The sequence below is a fragment of the Streptomyces beigongshangae genome, assembly GCF_019710745.1.
Classification (GTDB): Bacteria; Actinomycetota; Actinomycetes; order Streptomycetales; family Streptomycetaceae; genus Streptomyces; species Streptomyces beigongshangae.
The window spans coordinates 47,915-74,186 of sequence record NZ_JAHKJW010000044.1 but is presented as its reverse complement, the minus strand read 5'-3'; the positions used below and the strand labels follow the sequence as shown (position 1 = coordinate 74,186).

Sequence of the window (26,272 nt, the reverse complement as noted above, 5' to 3'; positions counted from 1 at the left end):
GCTCCGCGGGCGGCCGGGGCGCCGCGGCCGGGCTCGGCGCGGCACCGGGCGTCCGCACGGCGGCGCCGGATCACGCTCGGGGTGGCGGGGGTGGCGCTGGTCGCCGCGATCGGGGGCGGCGCGTGGTTCGCCACGTCCGGGGACGACGGCGGCTCCCCCTCCGACACGGAGAGCTCGGCCCCGGAGACCCCGTGACCCGGGTCTCCCCGTCCGGCTCTCGGGGGCTCCGCCCCCGAACCCCCGTCGTGCGGTTCCCCGCGCCCCTTAGGCGGCCCAGCTCCTAGGCGCCCAAGGGGCGCGGCGAACCGCGCGACCGGCCCCCACGCACCCGCGGACGAGCGCGAAGGTGTGGGGCCCCGCACACCTACCCGTCCAAGCCGGCGGAGCCGTTACGCTGGGGGCGTGGCAGTCGTCGATGTATCCGAAGAGCTCAAGTCCCTCTCCTCGACCATGGAGTCGATCGAGGCCGTCCTGGACCTCGACAAACTGAGGGCAGACATCGCCGTGCTCGAGGAGCAGGCGGCGGCACCGTCCCTGTGGGACGACCCCGATGCGGCGCAGAAGATCACCAGCAAGCTGAGCCACCTCCAGGCGGAGGTGCGCAAGGCCGAGACGCTCCGCGGGCGCATCGACGACCTCAGCGTGCTCTTCGAGATGGCCGAGGAGGAGGACGACCCGGACACCCGTGCCGAGGCCGACGCCGAGCTCGTCGCCGTCAGGAAGGCGCTGGACGAGATGGAGGTCCGGACGCTCCTCTCGGGCGAGTACGACTCCCGCGAGGCGCTCGTCAACATCCGCGCCGAGGCCGGTGGCGTCGACGCCGCCGACTTCGCCGAGAAGCTCCAGCGCATGTACCTGCGCTGGGCCGAGCAGCACGGGTACAAGACGGAGGTCTACGAGACCTCGTACGCGGAGGAGGCCGGCATCAAGTCGACCACCTTCGCCGTCCAGGTGCCGTACGCGTACGGGCAGCTCTCGGTCGAGCAGGGCACGCACCGGCTGGTGCGGATCTCGCCCTTCGACAACCAGGGACGCCGGCAGACGTCGTTCGCCGGTGTGGAGGTCCTGCCCGTCGTCGAGAAGACCGACCACGTCGAGATCGACGAGTCCGAGCTGCGCGTGGACGTCTACCGCTCCTCCGGGCCCGGCGGCCAGGGCGTCAACACGACCGACTCCGCGGTGCGGCTGACCCACATCCCGACCGGCATCGTCGTCTCCTGCCAGAACGAGCGCTCGCAGATCCAGAACAAGGCGACCGCGATGAACGTCCTCCAGGCCAAGCTCCTGGAGCGGCGCCGCCAGGAGGACCAGGCCAAGATGGACGCGCTCAAGGGCGACGGCGGAAACTCCTGGGGCAACCAGATGCGTTCGTACGTCCTGCACCCGTACCAGATGGTCAAGGACCTGCGCACGGACTGCGAAGTCGGTAATCCCGAGGCCGTTTTCAACGGCGAGATCGACGGATTCCTCGAAGCCGGAATTCGCTGGCGCAAGCAGCAGGAGAAGTAGGCGGGGAAAGCCGAGCGGACGACATTCCTGCACGTCGTTTTGTCGACAGGGCAACTGCGGTCCACCGGGCCGCAGTTGCCCTTTCTGTCGGGCGATGCGTGGGTTTTACATCACACTCACATGACGCTGTGCCGGTCAAAAGAGCTTGATCTGGACATCGCGACCGCAACGGCCTTGACGCTGCTTTGAAAAGTGAGGAGGGTGGCGCGCGGCATGCGTATTTCTGGGGCGCGTGTGAACCGGGGGCTCCGACGAGCCGACCCCGCGGTCACGGCCCCGGACGCTGCACCACCGACGATGACCTACTGGGGGTAACAACCAGATGACCAAGAAGACGCGGATCCGGATCGCGCGGATCGCCGCCGGCGCCGTGATCGCCGCCGGAGCCTCGCTGACCGTCGCCGGTGCCGCTTCGGCGCTCGACAGCGATGTCGAGGTCGGCATCTCCGCCGACGACCCGACGCCCCCGGCCCCGGACCCCACCGAGCCCACCGAGGAGCCGACCGAGATCCCGACGGAGCCCACCGAGGAGCCCACGGAGGAGCCGACCGAACCCACGGAGGAGCCCACCGAGCCCACCGAGGAGCCGACCGAACCCACGGAGGAGCCCACCGAGCCCACCGAGGAGCCCACCTCCCCGGGCAACGGGAACGGCGGCGGTACCGGCGGTGACGAGGGCAACGGCGGTACCGGTGGCAACAGCGGCAACGACACCGACCCCGACGGCGGCGGCTCCAGGCCCGTCGAGCAGGGCGCGGGCAAGGAGAGCCTGACCGACACCGGCTCGGACGTCTCCGAGCAGGGCACCTCCGGCCAGGGCACCTCCGCCCAGGGCACCGGCGACGAGCTGGCCGATACCGGCGCCGCCGAGAACATCACGTTCCTGATGATCGGCGCCGCCACGATGATCGCCGGCGGCATCGGCTTCCGTATGCTGCCGCGCGTCATGAACGGCCGCGGCACCGCTGCCTGACACGACACGCGGCAAAAGGGCCCGGAGCGGACGGCTCCGGGCCCTTCTCGTGTGCTCCTGCTGCCGCCTGCCGCCTGCCGCCGTGACCGCCGAGTCTGCGGCCCGCCGTACCGCGTGTCTCTACGTGTCCCCGCGTGCCCCTGCGTGTTCCTGCCTGTTCCTACGCGGTCTGGTGCGCCAGCAGGGCCACCGCCGCCACCAGGACGGCGAGCAGGGCGATCAGTGTCATGGGGTTGAGCCCTCCGAAGGGGCCCTCGTGCTGCATCCGCTCGCGGTTCGCGCGGCAGACCGGGCAGCGGCCTTCGCTCACGGGCGCGGCGCAGTTCGCGCACACCAGCCGGTCGTACGTCATGCGCTCGCCCTCCTTGCACCGGTTCCACATACACAACGCGCTCGGGAACGGATACGTTCCCCCTCCACTGTGCCAGGTTCCTCCGGAGGGTGCGCGGGTTCCCCCGTGCTGCCTTGCGGGGCCGGGCGGGGCCCCTCCTCCATGAGTGCCCGGTACAAATGTGCACAACCATTGAGCAACCCGTCCCGGCGACTGCGCCGGTACGCCCGGGTCGCGTATGGTCACGCTCGTCCACCCCGATATCCCCGACGGCCTGTGGTGCATCCGTGATCCGATTCGACAGTGTCTCCAAGGTCTACGCAAAGCAGACCCACCCCGCTCTCCGGGACGTCTCCCTGGAGGTCGAGCGCGGCGAGTTCGTGTTCCTGGTGGGGTCCTCCGGCTCAGGGAAGTCCACCTTCCTGCGGCTGATCCTGCGCGAGGAGCGGGCCAGCCAGGGCCAGGTGCACGTGCTGGGCAAGGACCTCGCGCGCATCTCCAACTGGAAGGTGCCGCAGATGCGCCGCCAGTTGGGGACCGTGTTCCAGGACTTCCGCCTCCTGCCCAACAAGACGGTCGCCGAGAACGTCGCCTTCGCGCAGGAAGTGATCGGGAAGTCCAAGGGCGAGATCCGCAAGTCCGTGCCCCAGGTGCTGGACCTCGTGGGCCTCGGGGGCAAGGAGGACCGGATGCCCGGCGAGCTGTCCGGCGGTGAACAGCAGCGCGTGGCCATCGCGAGAGCCTTCGTGAACCGGCCCAAGCTGCTGATCGCGGACGAGCCCACCGGAAACCTGGACCCGCAGACCTCCGTCGGCATCATGAAGCTGCTCGACCGGATCAACCGCACCGGCACCACCGTCGTGATGGCCACGCACGACCAGAACATCGTGGACCAGATGCGCAAGCGCGTCATCGAGCTGGAGAAGGGTCGCCTCGTGCGCGACCAGGCGCGCGGCGTCTACGGCTACCAGCACTGACCGCGACCTCCACGCGCCCGTCCACGGAAAGGCCTGAGAAGACGCCATGCGCGCCCAGTTCGTCCTGTCGGAGATCGGTGTCGGTCTCCGCCGCAATCTGACGATGACCTTCGCGGTCATCGTCTCCGTCGCCCTGTCCCTCGCCCTGTTCGGCGGCTCGCTCCTGATGAGCGACCAGGTGAACACGATGAAGGGGTACTGGTACGACAAGGTCAACGTCTCGATCTTCCTCTGCAACAAGAGCGACGCGGAGTCCGACCCCAACTGCGTCAAGGGGGCGGTCACCGGCGACCAGCGGAAGCAGATCCAGACCGAGCTGGACAAGATGCCGGTCGTGGAGAACGTCACGCACGAGACCAGCGACGAGGCGTACAAGCACTACAAGGAGCAGTTCGGCGACTCCCCGCTGGCGGCCTCGCTCACCCCGGACCAGATGCAGGAGTCCTTCCGCGTCAAGCTGAAGGACCCCGAGAAGTACCAGATCATCGCGACCGCCTTCGACGGCCGGGACGGCGTGCAGTCCGTGCAGGACCAGAAGGGCATCCTCGACAACCTCTTCGAGCTGCTCAACGGCATGAACTGGGCCGCGCGGGCGGTGATGGCGATGATGCTGGTCGTCGCGCTGATGCTGATCGTCAACACGGTGCGCGTCTCCGCGTTCAGCCGTCGGCGTGAGACCGGGATCATGCGTCTGGTGGGCGCCTCCGGCTTCTACATCCAGGCGCCGTTCATCATGGAGGCCGCCGTCGCCGGGCTCATCGGCGGCGGTGTCGCCTGCGCCTTCCTGCTGATCGCGCGGTACTTCCTCATCGACCACGGTCTCGCCCTGTCCGAGAAGCTGAACCTGATCAACTTCATCGGCTGGGACGCCGTCCTCGCCAAGCTGCCGCTCATCCTCGCCACGAGCCTCCTGATGCCCGCGCTGGCCGCCTTCTTCGCCCTGCGCAAGTACTTGAAGGTGTGACACATGCCAACAGGGCCGTACCGGGCAACCCCCGGTACGGCCCTTCGCGTTGTCCTAGACTCACCGGCATGTCGGGCCGCGACCTGTTCTGTCAGCCCCGCCGCATCCGCCGCGGGGCGGCTCTGACGTTGGTCTTCGCGAGCGTCCTCGTGGCGGGCGCCGCGACCGGGTCGTTCGACGGGTCCGGCCGGAAATCCGTCTCCCCCCCGGTCCCCACCGCCCAGGGCGGTCACGAGGAGGAGGTCGCCGACGCCGCCGCCGAGGCGATGGCCGACGGCAAGTCGCCCGTGGAGGCCGCCGAGCGGGCCGTCAGCCGCAGCGGCGACCGCTGGGGAGCCGTCTACTCCCGGGGCGAGTACGAGGAGTTCGAGGAGGCCCTCGACGGCGAGTACACCGGCGTCGGCCTCTGGGCCCGGCGCGAGCGCGACGGACGCATCGAGGTGACCCGGGTGCGGCCGGGCTCGCCCGCCGCGGCCGCCGGGATCCGCAAGGGCGACCGGCTGCGCAGCGTCGACGGCCACCGGGTCGACGGCCGGCCCGTCACGGAGGTCGTCTCCCTGCTGCGGGGCGACGCCACCGACGCCGGCGCCGGCACCACCGTCGCCCTCGGACTGCAGCGCGGCACGCGCGCGTGGAGCGAGACCCTGCGCCGGGCGCGGCTGTCCACCGACTCCGTGGGCGTGCGCGAACTCCCCGGCGGTGTCACCGTCATCGAGGTCGCCGCCTTCACCAAGGGCAGCGGGGACCTCGTACGGACCGCCGTGGCCGGCGCGCCCGCGGGCGGCGGGATCGTCCTCGACCTGCGGGGCAACGCCGGCGGCCTGGTCACCGAGGCCGTCACGGCCGCCTCGGCCTTCCTCGACGGCGGCCTCGTGGCCACGTACGACGTGAACGGCGACCAGCGGGCCCTGCACGCCGAGCCCGGCGGCGACACCACCAGGCCCCTGGTCGCGCTCGTCGACGGCGGCACGATGAGCGCGGCCGAACTCCTCACGGGCGGTCTGCAGGACCGCGGCCGGGCGGTCGTCGTCGGCTCCAGGACCTTCGGCAAGGGCTCGGTCCAGATGCCGAGCCGGCTGCCCGACGGCTCCGTCGCCGAGCTGACGGTGGGGCACTACCGCACCCCCTCCGGGCGCACCGTGGACGGTCGTGGCATCACCCCCGACCTGGAGGTCGAGGAGGGCGCGCTGGAGCGCGCCGCGACCGTGCTGAGCGGGCTCGGGGACCCCTCGTGACCGCCCGCGCACCGCTCGCGTGACCGGTCGCCCGCGGCCTTCGTGATCGGCCTTCCTGATCGGCCTTCGTAATCGGCTTTCCCTCGGGGCCCCCTCTGGTGCGAAAATGACCAGCACTATGAGCAAGGGCATGTACGTACCCAAGGAATCCCAGCCGAAGCAGGGAGGCGGTGCCAAGGCCGCGGCCAAGGACGGCAAGCGCAAGATCGTCGCGCAGAACAAGAAGGCCCGGCACGACTACGCGATCATCGACGTCTACGAGGCCGGGCTCGTCCTCACCGGCACCGAGGTGAAGTCGCTGCGCCAGGGGCGGGCCTCGCTGGCCGACGGCTTCGTCCAGATCGACGGGAACGAGGCGTGGCTGCACAACGCCCACATCCCCGAGTACAGCCAGGGCAGCTGGACCAACCACTCCGCGCGCCGCAAGCGCAAGCTGCTCCTGCACCGCGAGGAGATCGACAAGCTGGCGTCGAAGTCCGACGAGACGGGTCACACGATCGTGCCCCTCGTCCTGTATTTCAAGGACGGCCGGGCGAAGGCCGAGATCGCGCTGGCGCGGGGCAAGAAGGAGTACGACAAGCGCCAGACCCTGCGCGAGAAGCAGGACCGGCGCGAGTCGGACCGGGCGATCGCGGCGGCCAAGCGCAGACAGCGCGGCGAGTAGGGCGGCGAGCAGGGCGGCGGGCGGCACGGCGGACGGGCGCCCGGCGGGAATGCAGTGGCACCGACCCGCGTTGGTCACGTACGATGGCACCGCACCTCACAGCAGGTGCACGCGCCCCCCTCGGGGGGTCTTGAAAAAACAACATGGGGATGATCGGTTTCGACAGCGGCTGTCGAAGCAGGGGAAGCGAGCCGAGGAAGCGGCAATGATCTCGTTAACCATATGTCGCAACCAATAATCGCCAATTCCAAGAGCGATTCCCAGTCCTTCGCCCTCGCTGCTTAATAACCAGTGAGTGAAGGACCCTAAATGGGTGTCAGCCCGGGGGTGTTCCCGACCCGGATCCTGGCATAATCTAGGGAACTAAACCGTCGAGCCCGGTCACGGGGTTCGGCGGGAAACCAAACAGTGGCTGAGCCCGTCGGAGACTTGTTCGCGTGATCTCCGGGGCTGAGAAAATCTAAGCGAACTGCGCTCGGAGAAGCCCTGATTCTGCACCGTTGGACGCGGGTTCGATTCCCGCCATCTCCACTTTCCCATGTTCATGAGACGAAGGCCCCGCTGCTCCGGCAGCGGGGCCTTCGCCGTGCCGGCGGGATCCTCGCCGTGTCTGTTGCGGTCCGCGTACTGTCGCCGGGGCCGGTCCTCCTGGATCCTGCGTCACATGACACGACGCGGAGAAGCCAAGAGATCCCACCGCCCGCGTGCCCGCGGGTGGACCTGGGCCGTGGTGCTCGGCATGCTGGCGGCCGGGCTCGGCTGGTCGGCCCCGGCCGGGGCGGACGCGGGGGCCGGCGGTCTGCCGGAGGCCATCGACACGATCCTCGGGGACAGCCGGATGGAGGGCGGCGCCGCGGGCGTCGTGATCGCCGAGGCCGCGGGCGGGGACGTCCTCTACCGGCGGGCACCCACCACACGGCTGATGCCCGCCTCCAACACCAAGCTGACCACCTCGGCGGCGGCGATGGAGATCCTCGGACCGGACCACACGTTCACGACGGATGTCCTGACGACCGGACGCCGCGACGGCTCCGTGCTGGGCGGCGACCTGTACCTGCGCGGCACCGGGGACCCGACCGCCCTCGCCGAGGACTACGACGCCCTGGCCGCCCGCGTCGCCGCGGCCGGCATCAAGCGCGTCGACGGACGGCTCATGGCCGACGACACGCACTTCGACGGCAACCGCCTCGGCCGCGCCTGGGCCGCCGACGACGAGTCCGCGTACTACTCGGCGCAGATCAGCGCGCTGAGCGTCGCGCCGGACACCGACTACGACACCGGATCGGTGATCGTGCGGGTCGCGCCGGGCGCCGCGGCCGGCGCCGCGCCCGTGGTCACGCTCACCCCGAGGACCGGGTACGTGGACGTCGACGTACGGGCCACGACCGTCGCCGCGGGCGGCGCGGACGACCTCGTCGTGGAGCGGGAGCACGGCACCAACACGATCGTCGTCAGCGGTACGACACCGGTGGGCGGCTCCGGCATCCAGGAGTGGGTGAGCGTGTGGGAGCCCACCGGCTACGCGGCCGCCGTGTTCCGCGACGCGCTCACCGCGCACGGGGTGAAGGTCACCGGCCGGACGCAGCTGGGACGCGCCACCCCCGCGGCGGCCCGGCCCCTCGCCTCCCACGCCTCCATGCCGCTGAAGCGCCTGCTGGTCCCGTTCATGAAGCTGTCGAACAACATGCACGCGGAGGTCCTCGTCAAGGCCATGGGGCGCGAGGTCTCCGGAGAGGGGACCTGGAGCGCCGGACTCACCGCCGTGACCGGCTACCTCAAGGGCATCGGCATCGACACCGGCAAGCTGCGGCAGGTCGACGGGTCGGGGCTGTCCCGGATGAACAACCTGACCGCCGGGCAGTTCGCCGAGCTGCTGCTCGCGGTGCGCGCCGAGCCCTGGTACGCCGACTGGCACGCGTCCCTGCCGGTCGCCTGCGATCCCGACCGCCTCGTGGGCGGCACCCTGCGCACCCGGATGTGCGGGACGCCCGCCGCGCGCAACGCCGTCGGCAAGACGGGCTCGCTGACGGGGGCGTCCGGGCTCTCCGGCTACGTGAAGGACGCGGACGGACGGGAACTCGTCTACAGCATCGTGCTCAACAACTACCTCGCCCCGTCCGTGAAGCCGCTGGAGGACGCGATCGTCGTCACGCTGGCCGGGTCCACGGCGGAGGAGACCACGCCGGCGAAGATCCCGGGCGCCCGGACGGCCGGGCACGACACCGACCTGGAGTGCTCGTGGCGCAAGCCGGTGAAGTGCTGAGGGGGTGAGGCGCGGCCCGGGGACGCCCCCCGGGCCGCGTTCCGCCTGAGCCCCGCAGGTCAGGGGCGCGGCCGTGTGCTCTCCCGCACCGTGAGCCGGGGCGGGAGCAGTGTCGCCTCCGGCACGGCGGTGCCGCCCAGCTTCCGCATCAGCAGTTCCACCGACCCGGCACCCACCTCGTCGGCCGGTATGGCGATGGAGGTGACGGGCACCCGGACGCGTCCGGCCAGCTCGTCCGGGCAGATCGCGGTGACCGACAGATCGCCCGGGACCCGTAACCCGAGCGCCTCGAAGGCGTCGATCAGCGGCTCCAGGACGGGCTCGTTGTGCACCACGACCCCGGTCAGGGCGGGCTGTTCCCGCAGGAGCCGTTCGGCGACCCGCCGGGCCGCCGCGGGCTCCGCCCCGCACGGGTGCACCGAGGAGACGATGCCGTTGCGGCGGGCCGCGGCGGTGAAGCCCCGGACCACCCGCTGGGCGAACCCCGTCTCCCGCACGTACACCTCGGGCGGCGAGCCCACCAGGGCGATCACCCGGTGCCCGAGCCCCGCCAGGTGCTCCACGCACAGTTCACCCGCCGCGGTGAAGTCCAGGTCGATGCAGGTCAGCCCGGCGGGCTCGGCCGGGAAACCGATCAGCACCGACGGCCGGTCCAGGGCGCGCAGCAACGGCAGCCGCCCGTCGTGCAGCTGGACGTCCATCACGATCAGCGCGTCCACGAGGGCGGTGTCCGCGACCCGCCGCAGCCCGTCCTCGCCCTCCTCCTGGGTGAGCAGCAGTACGTCGTGGTCGTGGCGGCGCGCGGCCGTCACCACGGACACCGCGAACCGCATCACCACCGGTACGTGGATGCCGGTCCGCAGCGGCACCACCAGCGCCAGTACGTTCGACCGGCTGCTGGCCAGGGCCCGGGCGCCCGCGTGCGGCCGGTAGCCCAGCTCGCGGATGCTGTCCTCGACGCGCTGCCGGGTCTCCTCGGAGATCGGCCGCTTGCCGCTCAGCGCGTACGAGACGGTGCTGGGGGACACCCCCGCGTGCCGGGCCACATCGGTGATCTTCACCATGCCCGGCCCCGCTCCCGGTCCGGACCGCGCGCGGGGTCCGGCTCCGGTCCCGGCCCCGGCTCCGATCCCGGCCCCGGCTCCGATCCCGGCCCCGGCTCCAGTTCCAGCGACAGGAACCCGGTCCCGGCCGCCGCCCGCGCGCTCCTCCCGCCCGCGGCCAGACCCCAGGGCGCCGCCGGGTCGCTCGACGACGCCCGCAGCGTGTCCCCCTCCCGCACGACGGTGAAGGTCACCCCGTCCACGACCACCGTGACCCGCGCGCCGCGCGCCGGCCCGTACGCGTGCAGGGTCACCCCGTCCGCGTACGGATAGTCGGGGCGGTCCTCGACGGCGCCCACCGGGATCACCGCGCCGGGCCGGACGAGGAGCGGCACGCTGGAGAAGCCGTGCCGTTCGCGCACCCAGCGGGGCCCGGTCACCGTCCGCCCGGTCAGGAAGTGCGTCCAGGTGCCCCCGGGCACGTAGTACGCCACGTCCCCGTCGTCGGAGAACACCGGCGCGACCAGCAGGTCGGGGCCGAGCATGTACTGCCGTTCCAGGTGCGCGCAGCCGGGGTCGTCCGGGAACTCCAGGACCATCGCGCGCATCATCGGCACCCCGGTCGCGTGCGCGGCGCGGGCGGCCTCGTACAGGTACGGCATGAGGCGCAGTTTCAGGCGGGTGAACAGGCGCAGGACGTCCACGGACTCCTCGTCGAAGAGCCACGGCACGCGGTAGGAGGAGCTGCCGTGCAGCCGGCTGTGCGAGGAGAGGAGCCCGAAGGCGAGCCAGCGCTTGAAGAGGGCGGGGGTCGGGGTGCCCTCGAAGCCGCCGATGTCGTGGCTCCAGTAGCCGAACCCGGAGAGCCCGAGGGAGAGCCCGCCGCGCAGCGACTCGGCCATCGACTCGTACGTCGCCTCGCAGTCGCCGCCCCAGTGCACCGGGAACTGCTGGCTGCCCGCCGTCGCCGAGCGCGCGAAGACGACCGCCTCGGCCTCCCCGCGGTGCTTGCGCAGCACGTCGAAGACGGTCCGGTTGTAGAGGTAGGTGTAGTAGTTGTGCATCCGCTCGGGGTCGCCGCCGTCCGCGTACGCCACGTCGAGCGGGACCCGCTCCCCGAAGTCGGTCTTGAAGCAGTCGACACCCTGTGCGAGGAGCGCCTCCAGCTTCGCCGCGTACCAGTCGCGGGCGGCCTCACTCGTGAAGTCGACCAGCGCCATGCCCGGCTGCCACAGGTCCCATTGCCAGACACCGCCGTCGGGGCGCTTCAGCAGGTGCCCGAGCGCCCTGCCCTCCGCGAACAGCGGTGAGCGCTGCGCGATGTACGGGTTGATCCACACGCTGATGTGCAGCCCGCGCTCCTTGAGGCGGGCCAGCATCCCCTCCGGGTCCGGGAAGACCCGGGGGTCCCACTCGAAGTCGCACCAGTTGAACTCGCGCATCCAGAAGCAGTCGAAGTGGAAGACGGAGAGCGGCAGTTCCCGCTCCCTCATGCCGTCGATGAAGGAGCTGACGGTGGCCTCGTCGTAGGACGTGGTGAAGGACGTCGACAGCCACAGCCCGAACGACCAGGCGGGCGGCAGCGCGGGCCGGCCGGTGAGGGCCGTGTACTTGCGGACGACGTCCTTCGGCGTCGGCCCGTAGATGACGTAGTACGTGAGCTGCTGGGTCTCGGCGCTGAACTGGACCCGGGACACCGCCTCCGAGCCGACCTCGAACGACACCCGGCCGGGGTGGTCCACGAAGACGCCGTAACCCGCGTCGGTCAGGTAGAACGGCACGTTCTTGTACGCCTGCTCGGTGGCGGTGCCCCCGTCGGCGTTCCACATGTCGACGGCCTGGCCGTTCTTCACCAGCGGCCCGAACCGCTCACCGAGCCCGANCGGCCTGGCCGTTCTTCACCAGCGGCCCGAACCGCTCACCGAGCCCGAAGACGTGCGTGCCCACGCCCAGGTTCAGCTGCTCCCGCAGGTAGTGGCCGCCGTCGGAGGCGTCGCGCATGATGCCCATGCCCTTGGGGCCGCTGCCGGTGAGGACGCGGCCGTCGGCGAGGAAGTCCACGTGCCAGGGGCCGGTGCGGCTCACGCGGACGGACAGGGCGCCCGCGGTGAGGGTCGCGCAGTCGTCGTCGTACTCGGCGTGCGCCTGGAACTCCTGCCGGCCGAGCCGGTTGAGCTCGAACTGCGGTCCCCGGGGCTCCTCGCCCTCGAAGTGCGTGAACGTGACGCCGATGACGTCCGGCATCGGGGCGTGCGCGCCGATGGTCACGACCGGTCCCTTCAGGAGATCGCCGCGGTGGCGGATGGGCTGGGTCGGCGCGTGGATCTCCAGGGCCCCGGACCCGGCGCTCACGTCGAGGACCTCGACCGGGTGGGCCGCCGTCACGCCCTCGCGCAGCAGCCAGTAGCCGTCGGTGAACTTCACACGCACACCCCTTGTTCGGCGGTCATTTGACGGCGCCCACGGCGATACCGCGGGTGAGCGTCCGCTGGAAGACGAGGAAGAAGACGAGCGCGGGCAGGACGCCCAGGAGCGCGGCGGCGTTCGTCATCGTGGCGTCCATCAGGCGCTGGCCCTGGAGGACGCCGAGGGCCACCGACACGGTCTGGTTGTCGTTGGAGATCAGCATCACCAGGGGGAGCAGGAACTCGTTCCAGGTCCAGATGAAGAAGAAGACCAGGAGCACGCCGATGGTGGGCCGGCTGACGGGCACCACGATCCGCCACAGCACCTGCCACTTGTCCGCGCCGTCGATCCGGGCGGCCTCGACGATCTCGCGCGGGAACTGCCCGAGGACGGCGGAGAGCAGGTAGGTGCCGAAGGCTGCCTGGATCACGGTGAAGACGATGATCACGCTCAGCCGGGTGTCGTACAGGCCGGCCTCCTTGCTCAGGTAGTAGACCGGGTAGACCAGTGCCTCCTGCGGCAGCATGTTGGCCAGCACGAAGAAGGCGAGCACCCAGGTGCGCCCCTTGATCCGCCCGATGCCGATCGCGTACGCGTTGAGGACGGAGAGGACGACCGCGCCCAGCGCGACCGACCCGCTGATCAGCACGGAGTTCACGAGCTTCTGCCCGAAGTCGACGCGCTCCCAGAAGTCCTTCAGACCGTCCAGGTAGACGCCCTCGGGCACGCTCAGCGGACCGTTCGCCGCGTACTCGGCCGGCGACTTCAGCGCGTTCACCGCGACGACCAGGAACGGCAGGACCATGAACAGCGCCCCGATGACCAGGGCGACCAGCACGGGGTAACGGCGGAGGACGGTCATCGCACGACTCCCTCTTCGGCGTCCTCGGCGCGCGCCTGGAGCTTCAGGCCGGCCAGGGCGAGCACCAGGACGATCACGGTGAGCACGGTGGAGATCGCGGCGCCGTAGCCGACCTGCGTCTTCTCGAAGAACGTGGTGAACGAGAAGTACGACGGCACGTCGGTCGCCCCGCCCGGTCCGCCCTTGGTGAGGACGTACACCGCGCCGAACACCTTGAGCGCGGCGATCGTGCACCACAGCAGCACGACGTAGATCTCCGGCCGGATCCGGGGCAGGGTGACGTGCCAGAACCGCCGCCACCAGCCGGCTCCGTCCAGCTCGGCCGCCTCGTACAGCTGCGGGTCCACCCGTTGCAGTCCCGCCATAAAGACGACGAGCGGGAAGCCGAGCTGCACCCAGACCATCACGCCCATCACGCTGTAGAGGGCGAGGTCCGGGTCGCCGAGCCAGTCCTGCCGGAGGCCGCCGAGCCCGGCCGCCTCCAGGACCTCGTTCAGCGAGCCGTCGTCGGGCGCGAGGATCCAGCTCCACACGATGCCCGCGACCGCGATGGGCAGCACCTGCGGCAGGTAGAAGCAGGCCCGCAGCACGGCGGCCGTCCTGCTGCCGAAGTGCTTGCCGACGAAGTCGAAGAGCGCGGCGGCCAGGACCAGTCCGAGGAGGGTCGGCAGGACCGCCATCGCGACGACCATGAAGAGGCTGTGCCGGAAGGACGCCCAGAACGCGGCGTCGTCCATCAGCTCCCGGTAGTTGGCGAGCCCGGACCACTCCGGGCTGCCGACCCCCTGCCAGTCGGTGAAGCTCACACCCGTGTTCATCAGGAACGGCACGACGACGACCACGAGGAAGGCGAGCACCCCGGGAAGCAGGAACAGGGCGTAGGAGTCACGGGGCCGGCGCGGACCCGCCCCGTGGTGACGCGCTCCGGCCCTCCTGCTGCCGCTGCTGTTCCCGCCCTTGCTTCCCTTGCTGCGCCTGCTTCCCTTGCTGCCCCGGCCGCCCTGTTCGACGGTGACCGTCATCGGTCCTGTACGCCCTTGTCGTACGCGGCCTCCACCGCGTCCAGGTAGGCGTCCGGCTTCGCGCTCCCGGTGATCAGCTTCTGCGTCTCGGAGACGAGGACGTCGTAGAAGCCGGCGACGGGCCAGTCGGGGTAGAAACCCAGGCCGTCCCGCTCGGAGAGGGTGTTGAAGTCGGCGATGAGTTCCTTGGCCCGCGGATCCGTGATGGCCGCGGGGTCGGCGGCCACCGGGACGCCGCCCTTGTTGCCGAGCAGGTTCTGGATCTTCTCCGACATGGTGATGTCGATGAAGTCGTACGCCAGTTCCTTGTTCGCGGAGCCCTCGGGGACCACCCACAGGTTGCCGCCCGAGCCGAGGGTCATGTCCGACTCCGGCCACAGGAACGTGCCCCAGTCGAACGTGTTCTCCGCGGCGAACCGGCCGTACCACCAGCTGCCCGAGAACAGGATCGGGCTCTTGCCCTGCATGAACGAGAGCCCGGCGTCCTCGGCCTTCGTGCTGGTGGACTTCTCGCTGATGTACCCCTTCTCCACCCAGTCCGCGAAGGTCCGCGCACCGTACGTCCAGGCGGCGTCGTGGAAGTCGGGCTCACCCTTGTAGAGCTCGTACGAGTCCACCCAGGCGCGGTCCGCCTTCGACAGCGCCAGCTGGTACAGGTACTGCTGGGCCACGTACTCGGCGCCCGCGTTGGCGAGCGGGGTGACGCCCTCGTCGACGAACGTGTCCATCGCGGCCGTCAGCTCGTCGAACGTCTTCGGCTCGGCGATCCCGTACTTCTCGAAGAGGTCCTTGTTGTAGAAGACCATCGTGTACTCGGCGTAGTTGGGGATCCCGAACCACTTGCCGGAGCCCATCACGCCCTCGGCGTCGTACCGGCTGGTGGTGCGCACGCCCGCGCTGAGCTTCTCGTCCCAGCCGCGCTTCGTCACCTCCGCGGACAGGTCGGTGAGCAGCCCCTGCCGGGAGAGGTGGCCGGCCGTCGCGTTGCCCTTGTTGTACTCCATGAGGTCGGGGGCGTCGTCGGAGTTGAGGACCATCGGGGCGGTCTTCTGGATCTGTTCGAAGCCCTTCTCCTCGAACTTGACCTCGACGCCCGGGTGGGTCTTCTCGAACTCCTCGACGGCGGCGTTCCAGGCCACCGCCATCGCGCTGTCGGGGCTCTCGTAGTGCCACAGCTTCAGCGTCCTCCCGTCGGAGGACCCGCTGTCCGAGTCACCGCAGGAGGCCAGCAGCAGGGTGGCGCCGACCACCACCGCTGCCGCCGCCGTCACACGCCGTCGTGCGCTCAACATCCTGTGCCTCCGGGGGAGTCGGACGGGCATCGCGACATCACGCGGCACCCGTCGAACCGTTTCGACGAGCGCCGTCGAAGCGCTTCGACGGGGGAACGTATGTGGGGGCCGGTGACGAGTCAATGGGGCGGACGGGAATTGCCCCGGACGTTCGGCGGACCGCACGCCCGAGATCTGCCCGCGCCTCTCCGGCTCCGGCCGGGCCGACGTACGGCTGCGTGGCCCTCCCCTTCCACGACCTCCGCAACGGCACGACCTGGTCCGTCGTCGGGAACTGGGACATCCTCGCCGGCGACGTGGCCGGCGACGCCCCCGTCGGTCGGCTGTTCGAACACCCCGATCGACGCGTCATGAGGCGACGGCCCGCTCCCGGGAGGAGACCGGCGCGTCCGGGGCGGCCGGGTCAGGGGGCTGTCAGCATCGGGAGGGAGGACAGGTGTTCTTCGGGGAGGGAGAAGGCTTCCGTCAGAGCCGGCAGGAGGGGGGCGAGGCGGGCGGTCAGGGTGTGCCTGGTGCGGGGCAGCGAGCGGACGTGTTCTCGGCTCAGGACGCCCTCGGCCAGGAGCAGGCCGCTGCGGGAGCGCACCTGGTCCAGCAGGAACAGGACGTGCAGGTCGTGCAGGGCTGTCCGGGTGCCGGGGCCGGTGACTCGGGCGAGGGCTGCGGCGAAGGCGTCGGCGGCCTTGCCGACGGTGTGGGCCTCGACGAGGTCCAGGGCGGCGGCAGAGGCGTTGTTCCAGCGCCTGAGCGCGTCACCTGCTTCACCCCCGCGCAGGTCACGCCGTGCGGTGTCGTGCCAGTGATGCTCGGCGGCGGTGACGCAGAGGCGAAGGAAGTCGGGGTCCGTCAGGCTTTCCCGGCCGGTCGCCTGCCGGGGTGCGGGGGCGAGCGGGTGACCGAAGACCATTTCGGCAGCGGCCTTGCACCAGATCGCGAGGTTGTCCCCCTCCGCGGTGATCGCCCCGTCCGCGTTGGCGGGGTACTCGGCCAGTCCGTTGACCGGGAACAGGGCACGGGCGCCGCAGCGTTCGCGGCACTCGATCGTGATCTCCCGTGCCTGCCAGGTGATCCAGCCTTTGGCGAGGGCCACGAGACGCTCGCTCGCCGCACGTTCCGCGGGCTCGTGGGTGATCCAGTGTTCGGTGACCGCCCGGTGGAGGAAGGTCATGGCGTAGGCGGTGGCCACTCGTTCCAGCAGGGGGGCGTGGTGGCTGCGGTGTGCGGCCAGGGGGACGCGTCGGCCGGCCACCGGGCCGGAGATGTGCCGGGTGTGCGCGTAGCGGACCGCGACCGCCAGTGCCGCCCGGCAGCCGCCCAGGGTGCTGGCGCTCATGCACAGCTTGCCGACCGTCACCCGGGCGATCGCGTGCAGGAACCTCCTGCGCGTGCTGCCCATGGTGCTGGTGAAGCTGCCGTCCGGCAGGAGCTGTCCGTGATCGCCCTGGACGAGTGCGGTCCGTGGCAGACGCACGTGGTCGAAGCCGGTGACGCAGTGGTCCACCGGGCTGCCCACGCGTTCGGGCAACACCGTCACGGTGATGCCCGGCAGGGTTCCGCGACGGTCGCTCAGCGGTACGAGGAACAGGAAGACACCCTGGTCCTGGTCGTCGACCAGCAGCCGGGCCGCCACCACCGCGCTTTTCGGCCCGCCGGCCGCACTGGTGTTGGGCATGTACTTCTGCGCACCCTCGTGCGGGGTGTGCAGCACGAACTCCTCGCGTTCACGGTCGTACCGGGCGCGGGTCTCCAGTGCGGAGGCGTCGTTGCCGTGAGCACGCTCGGTGCACAGGAACGTCCCCGTCCGGGCGAGCTTGCCGAAAGCGCTGAGGTCGCGCGGCGGTGAGAGGCGGTCGTCGAGCAGGCTTCCGAGGAAGAGGTTGTAGTGGATGCCGGCCACGGTCGCCGTCGCACCGTCCACCACAGCGCTCCACTCGTGCAGGGCGGCCAGCGCCCGCGGATCCTGCGCCAGACCCTCGGGCGAGAGGACTTCCTCGTTCAGGGCCCGCAGACGGTCGTAGGAGAGCTGCCGGCGCTCTTCGGTGCCGGCGTCGCCGGGGTGTCGGAACAGGTCGGTCGAGACCGCCTCGCGCCATACGGCGTGGACCTCGGCGCCCTCCGGGCCGTCAGCGAAGAGGGCTTCGGTGAGCTCGGCGCTGTCGGGACCCGGGTGAGGGCCGCTCACGGGACTGGTGTCGATCATCACGCCTGGAGCAACGACCCGGGGCAGCGAGCGGAAACCGCCCGGGAAACAGGAACCGATCAAGAACGACAGGTGGGGGACCGGACTCGCGCCACAGCAGGCACTGGCCACAGGAGGCACCGCTACGGGGACGGTTCACTGACGAAGGCGACCCGGGCGAGACCGCGCCGCACGCCGGGGCCGGAGCCGGTCCCTGGCGGAGGGGCGTCCCTCAGCCGTTCCCGACCGGCAGGGGGCCGATGCGCGTGGCCAGCCAGGCGGGCAGGTCCAGGAGGCGCACGCCTTCCTGTTCCTGGGGGTCGGTGCGGGCGACCAGGCAGGTCATGTCCTGCTCGCCCGTGTTGACCGGCAGGTGGGGGGTGTCGGCGGGGATGTGGATGTAGTCGCCGGCGCGTAGGAGGACGTGTTCGGTCAGGTCCTGGCCGTGCCAGACCTCGACCTGCCCGGACTGGATGAAGATGGCCGACTCGTGTGCCTCGTGCAGGTGCGGGCGGCCCCTGCTGCCGGCGGGCATCACCAGTTGGTGAAGGCACAGGGCCCGGGCGCCGGCGGACTGGGCGCTGATGCCGGTGGCGAAGGAGCCGCCCTGAACGCCTTGGTAGTGGCCGGTTCGTACGACGGTGCACTGTTTCTGATCTGTCACGTCCGCAGTACAGCAGCCGGCCCGCGGTGTTCGAGCGGTTCACGCCAGCCGCGCGGACCCGCGGGCTCACGACGACGCGCCGCCGCGAGACGATCGGCCGAGGCCGAGGCCGCGACCGCGCGGCGGCGGCGTTGTCGTCGCCGTCGCCGTCGTCGCCAGAGCGATCAGCAGAGCCATCGCGGCCGCAGCCGCGGGAACGGCGTAGCCCGCGGCAGCCGCCCCCCGCTCCACCACCCACCCGCCCAGCGCGGAACCGCAGGCGATCCCGCCCAGCAGCCCCGTCACCGCCAGTGTCATGCCCTCGTTCAGCCGCCCCTCGGGAGTCCGGTGCTGGAGCAGCGTCATGGCCGTGACCATCGTCGGCGCGGTGGCCATCCCGGCGAGCAGCAACGCCAGGCCGAGCGGCACGAGGGCGACCGGCACGAGGGCGCCGCCCAGCGTGGCGGCCAGGAGGGGCAGCCACATCAGGAGCGCCATCGCCGCGACGCTGACGAGGTACCTCCGGCCGACGGGCGCCGCCGGCCGCAGCGCCCCGTAGACGAGCCCCGCCGCACACGAGCCGGCCGCCTGGAGGCCGAGGACCACCCCGGCCGCCGCACGGTGTCCCTGCGCGTCCGCGAACGCGATCGTCACCACCTCCGTCGAACCGAACACCGCACCCGTGGCGAGGAACCCGACCAGCAGCGGCGGGATGCCGGGCGCCCGGAGCGGGGACGGGGCGCCGGCACCCGTACGGCCCCGGGCGGGCGGTTCCGTGGAGCGCTGGGCGCTGAACACCAGGACACCGGTCAGCAGCAGGACGACCGCGACGAGCGTGCCCGCCTCGGGGAAGAGCGTCGAGCACAGCAGCGCGGCCAGCACCGGACCGAACATGAAGCAGAACTCGTCCGCGGCCTGCTCGAAGGAGTTCGCGGTGTGCAGCCGGGCCGGGTCGCCCTTGAGGAGATGGGCCCAGCGCGCCCGCGACATGCCCCCGGTGTTGGGCGTGGTCGCCGTGGCGGCGTACGCGGCGAACAGCGTCCAGTCGGGCGCCCCCCGACGGACGCAGAGCAGCAGCGCGAGGGAGCCGAGCGCCGCGACCGCGGTCGCGGGGACGGCGATCCGGGCCTGTCCGTGACGGTCGACGAGCCGCGCGGTCCAGGGCGCGACGACCGCCGTCGCCGCGAGCCCGGCGGCGGTGACGGCGCCGGCGAGCGCGTACGAGCCCCGGGTCTGCGCGATCATGACGACGGCGCTCACGCTGAACATGCCCATGGGCAGCCGGGCGATCAGGTTCCCCGCGGTGAACGCTCTCGTGCCGGGTATCGCGAAGAGCTGCCGGTAGGGATTGCGCGACGGTGCCCGGACCTGTGACCGGACCTGTGCCCGGGGGTACGGCCGGGCACGCGGACGGGACGGCGGGCGGAAGCGCGGGCGACGGGTCAGGGGCGGCATCGGTCAACGTTCGCCCGGCGTCCCGCCAGGGGTCCAACACCTTCTCGGCGCCGATTCACGCGCCACCGTTGTAGGTTCACCCGGTGTCCGCCCACCTCGAACCCCGACTGCTGCGCGCCTTCCTCGCCGTCGCCGAGGACCTGCACTTCACCCGTGCGGCAGCCCGGCTGTACGTCGCCCAGCAGGCACTCAGCCGTGACATCCGGCGCCTGGAACGGGAACTGGGCGCCGAACTCTTCGTACGCACCACCCGGCAGGTGGCGCTCACCCCCGACGGGCAGCGGCTGCTGCCGTACGCGCGCCGGGCGCTGGAGGCGCAGGACGAGCTGCTCGCCGCCTTCGGGCGGGCGGACGCCGCGCGCCCCCTGCTGGTGGACGTGAACAGCCCGGGGCTAGCCTGCGGGCGGGTCCTGGCGCTGGCCCGCGAACTCGCTCCCGACTGCGAGTTGATGACCCGTTTCGAGAGTGGCCTCACCGGCGCGGCGGGCGAACTGCTCGCCGGCCGGCTCGACGCGTCCTTCGGGCGGTTCGCGGGCCTCGACCCGGCGGTGCGGGCCCGCCTGGAGCAGCAGCCCGTGCGGTACGAGCCGATGGCCGTCGTGCTGCCCGAGGGCCACCGGCTGGCCGCGCTGGACGCCGTACCGCTCGACGCGCTGGCGGGGGAACGGGTGTACGCCGGCGCGGGGAACCCCCGGACGCTCGAATGGACCGGGCTGGCCCGTCAGCTCTTCGAGGGACGCGGGATCGAGGTGGCGGCACCCGCGCCGCTCGCCGTCGGCACCGAGGAGTTCCGGAGGATCATGGCCAAGACGCGGACCCCCGTGCTCGCCGTAATAGATTTTCCGGCCATGCCCGGCTCGACACTCCACCCCCTCGTCGACCCGATTCCGCTGTCACCCGTGTCACTGGTGTGGCGGAAGGGTCTGGTGCATCGAGGAGTTGACGCCCTGAGGGAAGCAGCGGCACGGTTGGCGGCGGACGAGGGGTGGCTGGAGCGGCCTGCCGGAGGATGGATTCCGGCCATGGATGCGCTCGTCATGAAGAGCCAGATCTGACACGGAACCCTCACGCATGGCTACGTGCGCTACATTCGTGGCCCGGGTGAAGTGTGCTAAGGGGGGCGCTCGGACCGGATGGGGGTCCGGTCCGGACGACGACGTGCGAGTACTCGGGTCGCACGCGCCACCCAGAACGAGTCCCGTGGGGGGATGTACGTGCGCGCGAAAGATTGGCCAGAAGACGCCCAACCCGGACGGAATGATTCCGGTCAGGTCGGCGAGGGCGGAGTCGACCGGCCGACCCGCGACGAAGTGAACCGGTCGGTTCGAAACAGGCTTGATCGGCCCTTCCGTAAAGGTTCAGACGGTGTTGGTGATCCGGACGCGCCCGATGCCACCTCCGTCCTCGAAAGGCCCGACATGAACGACTCCTCCGGCGGTCCGGATGATTCCGGCGATTCTGGTTGTTCCGGCAGTGGTCCCACATCCGACGCGTCCGCTTCAGCCGGGGCGTCCGGCCCGTCCGACGGATGGTTCCGCCGGGAGGCCGCCGCGGCCGTGCCCCGGCGGAAGGACGCCCGCCCGACCGCCGAGCCGGATGACGAACGACCGGGCGGGGGGTCGCCGCACGGCGGTCCCCCGCCCGGCGGCTCTTCGCCCGGCGGTCCTTCGCGCGGCGGTCCTTCGCACGGCGGTCCGTTCGGCGGCAGCCGGAGGAACGACCACCGGCGAAGCGACGACCGGGCCGCGACCGGATTCGAAACCGGGCGAATAGTCTGGGGCACCACCGCGGCCACCGACTCCGCCCGTTCCGCCCGGCCCGCCCGTCCCGCACGTTCCACTCCGTCCGGAAACCCCTCGGGTGCCGCGGCCCCTTCCGGATTCGCCGGTAGCACAGGCAGCTCCGCCGCACGCGACGACGCCAGGCGTGACCCGGGGCACGACGCCGCAGACGGCTCCTGGAACGAGTCCGAGCACCCCGAGCACAGCCACGACCCGCACGAGGTCACGGTCCAGCTCGACGGCGTCGGACGGCAGACGGAGGACTGGCTCGTCCAGCAGGCCAAGGGAGCCCCCGGCGCCCGTACCCAGGAGGCCGCGGACCGCCCGGTCTTCGTCGACGAGACGGGTCGCCGCAGCCGCAGGTACCGCAGGATAGGCATGGCGGTCGGCCTCGCCTGCGCGGTCTACGCGATGGTCGTCCTCGCCACGCTCGTGTCGGGCAACTCCAGCGCGCCCTGGCTCCCCGAACTGGGGCAGAAGGGCGACACGCCGGCCGGTGAGGTCGACGCCCCGCCCCTGACGGCCGAGTCCGCGGAGCCGTCCGGCGAGGAGGTGAGCCCCACGGTGGGGACCACCCCGTCGGTCGAGGTCCCGCCGAGCCAGTTCCCGGGAGCGGGCGTCTCCTCCGTCCCGTCGGCGACCGCCACCGCCCCCGTGCAGAGCGCCGACCCCGAGCCCTCGGCCGACACCACCGAGCCGGCCGCCCCCGAGCCGACCGAGTCCGACACCCCCGACCCGGTCACCTCGTCCCCGGCCGCCCCGGAGCCGAGCGCCACCGAGACCGCGACGGAACCCTCGGACCCCTTGGACCCCCCGGCCGAGGACGACACCGGCACCGTCGCCGGCGGACCGCTCACCCCCGACCCGGTCCTTCAGCCACCGGGCCCGACCACCGCTCCCTCGTCTTCCCCGTACTCCTCGTCCCCGTCGTTCCCGGAGAACGTTCTCTGATGGCACCCCGCACCAACCGCCGTGGTGCAGAGCGGGGCGCCCTCCGGCGCCGGCGCCTGCCCATGCGCTACCTGCTGCCCCTGCTCGTCCTCGTCGCCCTGATGGCGATGCTGATGCTGCGCGGCTTCGTCCACAGCGAGATACTCGCCGACCACCGCGTCCAGTCACCGGCGGCGTCCGACCGCGTACCCGAGGAGATCCTGGAGGGCGGCCCGGTGATCGACACCCGGGACGGCCGCACCGACAGCCTGGAGATACCGGACCGCGAGCTGGTCCTGACCTTCGACGACGGCCCGGACCCCGAGTGGACGCCCAAGGTGCTGGAGGTCCTGAAGCGCTACGACGCGCACGGCGTCTTCTTCATCACCGGCTCCATGGCCTCGCGCCACCCGGACCTCGTCCGGCGCATGGTCGACGAGGGCCACGAGATCGGCCTGCACACCTTCAACCACCCCGACCTCTCGCTCCAGTCCAAGAGCCGCATCGACTGGGAGCTGTCCCAGAACCAGCTGGCGCTGGCGGGCGCGGCCGGTATCCGGACCTCGCTGTTCCGGCCGCCGTACTCGTCGTTCGCCCGCGAGATGGACAACAAGTCGTGGCCGGTGACCGAGTACGTCGGCAGCCGCGGCTACATCACGGTCGTCAACAACACCGACAGCCAGGACTGGCGCAGGCCCGGCGTCGAGCAGATCATCCGCAACGCCATGCCCAAGGACGGCAAGGGCGCCGTCGTGCTCATGCACGACTCCGGCGGCGACCGCTCGCAGACCGTGGCCGCGCTCGACCGTTTCATCTCCGGCCTCAAGGACGACGGCTACGACTTCGACACCCTCACCGCGGCCCTGAAGGCGCCCAGCGCCCACACCGAGGTCTCCGGCCTCGACCTGTGGAAGGGCAAGGCGTGGGTCCTCGCGGTCCGGGCGTCGGAGAACACGACGTCCGTCCTGGTCGTCGGCCTGGCCGTCGTCGGCGGCCTGGTCATCGCCCGCTTCGGGCTGATGCTGCTCCTCTCCGTCCTGCACGCCCGCAGGGTCCGCCGCCGCGGCTTCAGCTGGGGCAGGCCCATCACCGAACCGGTGTCGGTCCTCGTGCCCGCCTACAACGAGGCCAAGTGCATCGAGCAGACGGTCCACTCGCTCGTGGCGAGCGATCACCCCATCGAGGTGATCGTCGTCGACGACGGGTCGAGCGACGGCACCGCCCGCATCGTCGAGAACCTGAACCTGCCGAACGTACGCGTCGTGCGCCAGCTCAACGCCGGCAAGCCCGCCGCCCTCAACAGGGGCGTGGCCAACGCCCGGTACGACCTCATCGTGATGATGGACGGCGACACCGTCTTCGAACCGTCCACCGTGCGCGAGCTGGTCCAGCCCTTCGGCGACCCCCGCGTCGGCGCGGTCGCGGGCAACGCGAAGGTCGGCAACCGCGACTCGCTGATCGGCGCCTGGCAGCACATCGAGTACGTGATGGGCTTCAACCTCGACCGCCGTATGTACGACATGCTGAACTGCATGCCGACCATCCCGGGCGCGGTCGGCGCGTTCCGGCGCTCCGCGCTCAAGCGCGTGGGCGGCATGAGCGACGACACGCTCGCCGAGGACACCGACATCACCATCGCCATGCACCGCGACGGCTGGCGGGTCGTGTACGCGGAGAACGCGCGCGCGTGGACCGAGGCCCCGGAGTCCGTCCAGCAGCTGTGGTCCCAGCGCTACCGCTGGTCGTACGGCACGATGCAGGCCATCTGGAAGCACCGCAGGGCGGTGATCGAACGGGGCCCGTCGGGCCGCTTCGGCCGGGTCGGCATGCCCCTGGTCTCCCTCTTCATGATCCTGGCCCCGCTCCTGGCCCCCCTGATCGACGTGTTCCTGCTCTACGGGCTGGTGTTCGGCCCCACCGCGCAGACGATCGCCGCCTGGTTCGGCGTCCTGGTGGTCCAGGCGGTGTGCGCCGCGTACGCGTTCCGGCTCGACAAGGAACGCATGACGCACCTCGTCTCCCTCCCGCTCCAGCAGATCCTGTACCGCCAGCTCATGTACGTCGTCCTGCTCCAGTCCTGGATCACCGCCCTGACCGGCGGCCGGCTGCGCTGGCAGAAACTCCGCCGCACGGGTGCGGTGGGGCTTCCCGGCGCCGGGGGCCCGCCCGCGCAGCAGCCGGAGAGGGACCGGAGGCCCGTCGGATGAGCACATGGCCTCCCACCGGGCAGGACACCCCGATGCACGACTCGTACGGCGGGAACGCCCCCCTTCGGCCCCCGGTCCCGGGAGCGGCACCGATCGCGGCACCGGGCTTCGGACTCGGCCCGACGGCGACGGCGACGGCGGCGACCGGGGATCTCCCGGCGCCCGGGACCGCGGCGCCCTCGGGGACGGGGGCGCCCTCGGGGACAGAGGCACCGGTCAGGCGCGGCGGCCCGGTCCGCGACCGCTACTTCGATCTCCTCCGTGCGATCGCCCTCTTCCGGGTCGTCCTCTACCACCTCACCGGCTGGGCGTGGCTGCCCCTGGTGTTCCCGTCCATGGGCGTGATGTTCGCGCTGGCCGGCAACCTCATGGCGCGCTCGCTGAAGCGCCCGGCGCCCCAGGTCATCCGCAGCCGCGTCCGCCGTCTGGTCCCGCCGATCTGGCTCCTGGGCGCGATCGGCGTCACCGGCATGGTCCTCCAGGGCTGGGGACCCGACGAGGACGGCCACCCGGGCTGGTGGCTGCTCCACCTCACGTTCTGGATCCTCCCGGTCAGCGACCCGCCGTACGCGGAGGGACTGCCCGGCATCCACGGCTTCATCGGCGACAACTGGGCCTCGGACCTCGCGGGCCCGCTCTGGTACGTCCGCGCGTACCTCTGGTACGTCCTGCTGTCGCCCTTCCTGCTGCGGGCCCTGCGCGCGCTGCCGCTGGCGACGATCGCGGCGCCGATCCTGCTGTCGGCGGCGTTCCAGCTGGAGTACCTCTCCCTCCCGGGGGAGCGGATCCCCTCGGCGCTCACGGACTTCAGCACCTTCGGCGCCTGCTGGATCATCGGCATGGCCCACCAGGAGGGCATCCTGCAGCGCCTCCCGCGCTACGTGGTCCCCTCGGTGGCGCCGGCGATCGCACTGGTCGGCCTCTGGTACGCCACGAACCAGAACTTCTCCGAGGGTCACGACCTGGACAGCATCCCGCTGGCCCAGGCCCTCTGGTCCTGCGGAACCGTGCTGCTCCTGCTGCACTTCAGCCCGTCGTGGTCGGAATGGCCGCGCCGGCTGCGCCGCTGGGACAAGCCGGTCACGCTGCTCAACTCCCGTGCCGTGACGATCTACCTCTGGCACAACACGTGCATCCTCGTCGCGGCGACGCAGTGGGACCGGCTGTGGAGCATCGACGCGCTGTCGGAGAACCACGCCTGGCTGCTGGAGAGCCCCTGGCCGGTCCTGGTCCTCACCTGGATCCTGATCGCGGCCTGCGTCCTCGCCTTCGGCTGGGCGGAGGACCTGGCGGCGAAGCGGCGTCCACAACTGTGGCCGACGGGTGCGAGGAAGCGCCCTCGTCCGGGCGCCGACACGGACCGGGGTTCCAGCTCGGGCCCCGGCTCCGGCACTCGCTCCCGACCACGGGCCAGGGCGCGGTAGTTCCGCGGAGGTTGACTGTGTTCGCGCGGGCCAGGTCGATGACCCGGCCCGCGCTCTGCCACGCCCGTTCCGACGACCGGGCGTACGGCCCCGTGGGTTTCGGTGACCGTTT

At 71.3% G+C, this 26,272-nt stretch carries 19 protein-coding genes, 1 other RNA gene and 2 pseudogenes; 13 read left to right on the top strand and 9 right to left on the bottom strand.

From position 1 onward, the window contains the following. From KM933_RS28585 to KM933_RS28575, 3 genes and pseudogenes are all read left to right on the top strand, one after another. Positions 1-195 (top strand): annotated as a pseudogene (locus tag KM933_RS28585) (serine/threonine protein kinase); the annotation flags it as partial. A gap of 207 nt (positions 196-402) precedes the next feature. Beyond that, positions 403-1,509 carry a peptide chain release factor 2 gene (prfB, locus tag KM933_RS28580; RefSeq protein ID WP_221357449.1) on the top strand — a complete coding sequence of 369 codons (1,107 nt, stop codon included), beginning with the start codon at positions 403-405 and terminating at the stop codon, positions 1,507-1,509. A gap of 322 nt (positions 1,510-1,831) precedes the next feature. After that, positions 1,832-2,482, top strand: coding sequence for an LPXTG cell wall anchor domain-containing protein (locus KM933_RS28575; protein ID WP_221357448.1), 651 nt, complete (start codon positions 1,832-1,834; stop codon positions 2,480-2,482). 160 nt (positions 2,483-2,642) lie between these two features. On the opposite strand, the gene KM933_RS28570 is transcribed toward KM933_RS28575, so the two are convergent. After that, positions 2,643-2,834, bottom strand: a complete 192-nt coding sequence (locus KM933_RS28570; RefSeq protein WP_221357447.1) for a hypothetical protein — start codon at positions 2,832-2,834, stop codon at positions 2,643-2,645. 266 nt (positions 2,835-3,100) lie between these two features. Here KM933_RS28570 and ftsE point away from each other — a divergent pair, with 266 nt between their 5' ends. The 6 genes from ftsE to dacB all read left to right on the top strand — a co-directional run bounded on the left by ftsE (position 3,101) and on the right by dacB (position 8,916). After that, positions 3,101-3,790 (top strand): cell division ATP-binding protein FtsE, encoded by a 690-nt coding sequence (gene ftsE, locus KM933_RS28565; protein WP_221357446.1) that lies wholly within the window; start codon positions 3,101-3,103, stop codon positions 3,788-3,790. Positions 3,791-3,836: 46 nt separating this feature from the next. Next, positions 3,837-4,754: a permease-like cell division protein FtsX gene (ftsX, locus tag KM933_RS28560; protein ID WP_221357445.1), complete on the top strand. Its 918-nt coding sequence runs from the start codon at positions 3,837-3,839 to the stop codon at positions 4,752-4,754. Positions 4,755-4,822: 68 nt separating this feature from the next. Beyond that, positions 4,823-5,989: a S41 family peptidase gene (locus tag KM933_RS28555; protein ID WP_221357444.1), complete on the top strand. Its 1,167-nt coding sequence runs from the start codon at positions 4,823-4,825 to the stop codon at positions 5,987-5,989. 130 nt (positions 5,990-6,119) lie between these two features. Beyond that, positions 6,120-6,653, top strand: coding sequence for an SsrA-binding protein SmpB (gene smpB / locus KM933_RS28550; RefSeq protein WP_221357459.1), 534 nt, complete (start codon positions 6,120-6,122; stop codon positions 6,651-6,653). 145 nt (positions 6,654-6,798) lie between these two features. After that, positions 6,799-7,187, top strand: a transfer-messenger RNA (tmRNA) gene (gene ssrA / locus KM933_RS28545). Positions 7,188-7,317: 130 nt separating this feature from the next. Further along, the gene (gene dacB, locus KM933_RS28540) at positions 7,318-8,916 is read left to right on the top strand and encodes a D-alanyl-D-alanine carboxypeptidase/D-alanyl-D-alanine endopeptidase (protein WP_221357443.1); all 1,599 of its coding nucleotides are present in this window, start codon (positions 7,318-7,320) and stop codon (positions 8,914-8,916) included. A 59-nt stretch (positions 8,917-8,975) separates the two neighbouring features. Here dacB and KM933_RS28535 read toward each other — a convergent pair whose 3' ends face one another. The 8 genes and pseudogenes from KM933_RS28535 to KM933_RS28500 all read right to left on the bottom strand — a co-directional run bounded on the left by KM933_RS28535 (position 8,976) and on the right by KM933_RS28500 (position 19,818). After that, positions 8,976-9,980, bottom strand: coding sequence for a LacI family DNA-binding transcriptional regulator (locus tag KM933_RS28535; protein WP_221357442.1), 1,005 nt, complete (start codon positions 9,978-9,980; stop codon positions 8,976-8,978). Continuing rightward, positions 9,974-12,383, bottom strand: a pseudogene (yicI, locus tag KM933_RS28530) (alpha-xylosidase). Before yicI ends, KM933_RS28535 begins: the two are co-directional and overlap by 7 nt. Before the next feature lie 22 nt (positions 12,384-12,405). Then, positions 12,406-13,227: a carbohydrate ABC transporter permease gene (locus KM933_RS28525; protein WP_221357441.1), complete on the bottom strand. Its 822-nt coding sequence runs from the start codon at positions 13,225-13,227 to the stop codon at positions 12,406-12,408. Then, positions 13,224-14,249 (bottom strand): carbohydrate ABC transporter permease, encoded by a 1,026-nt coding sequence (locus KM933_RS28520; protein ID WP_221357433.1) that lies wholly within the window; start codon positions 14,247-14,249, stop codon positions 13,224-13,226. Before KM933_RS28520 ends, KM933_RS28525 begins: the two co-directional genes overlap by 4 nt. Beyond that, positions 14,246-15,541, bottom strand: a complete 1,296-nt coding sequence (locus tag KM933_RS28515) for an ABC transporter substrate-binding protein (protein WP_221357431.1) — start codon at positions 15,539-15,541, stop codon at positions 14,246-14,248. Before KM933_RS28515 ends, KM933_RS28520 begins: the two co-directional genes overlap by 4 nt. A 403-nt stretch (positions 15,542-15,944) precedes the next feature. Then, positions 15,945-17,723, bottom strand: a complete 1,779-nt coding sequence (locus tag KM933_RS40370; protein WP_308013569.1) for an acyl-CoA dehydrogenase family protein — start codon at positions 17,721-17,723, stop codon at positions 15,945-15,947. 229 nt (positions 17,724-17,952) lie between these two features. After that, entirely contained in the window at positions 17,953-18,384 is a 432-nt protein-coding gene (locus KM933_RS28505; RefSeq protein WP_221357427.1) for a cupin domain-containing protein, read from the bottom strand. 66 nt (positions 18,385-18,450) lie between these two features. Beyond that, complete coding sequence (locus KM933_RS28500) at positions 18,451-19,818, bottom strand: MFS transporter (protein WP_221357426.1); 1,368 nt, start codon at positions 19,816-19,818, stop codon at positions 18,451-18,453. An 83-nt stretch (positions 19,819-19,901) separates the two neighbouring features. Here KM933_RS28500 and KM933_RS28495 point away from each other — a divergent pair, with 83 nt between their 5' ends. The 4 genes from KM933_RS28495 (at position 19,902) to KM933_RS28480 (ending at position 26,160) form a co-directional block, all read left to right on the top strand. Further along, entirely contained in the window at positions 19,902-20,873 is a 972-nt protein-coding gene (locus tag KM933_RS28495) for a LysR family transcriptional regulator (protein ID WP_221357424.1), read from the top strand. 501 nt (positions 20,874-21,374) lie between these two features. Then, positions 21,375-22,550, top strand: a complete 1,176-nt coding sequence (locus tag KM933_RS28490) for a hypothetical protein (RefSeq protein ID WP_221357422.1) — start codon at positions 21,375-21,377, stop codon at positions 22,548-22,550. Next, complete coding sequence (locus tag KM933_RS28485; RefSeq protein ID WP_221357419.1) at positions 22,550-24,736, top strand: bifunctional polysaccharide deacetylase/glycosyltransferase family 2 protein; 2,187 nt, start codon at positions 22,550-22,552, stop codon at positions 24,734-24,736. The genes KM933_RS28490 and KM933_RS28485 overlap by 1 nt, the downstream gene beginning before the upstream one ends. Next, positions 24,733-26,160 carry an acyltransferase family protein gene (locus KM933_RS28480; protein ID WP_260334271.1) on the top strand — a complete coding sequence of 476 codons (1,428 nt, stop codon included), beginning with the start codon at positions 24,733-24,735 and terminating at the stop codon, positions 26,158-26,160. Before KM933_RS28485 ends, KM933_RS28480 begins: the two co-directional genes overlap by 4 nt. Positions 26,161-26,272 lie beyond the last annotated feature (112 nt).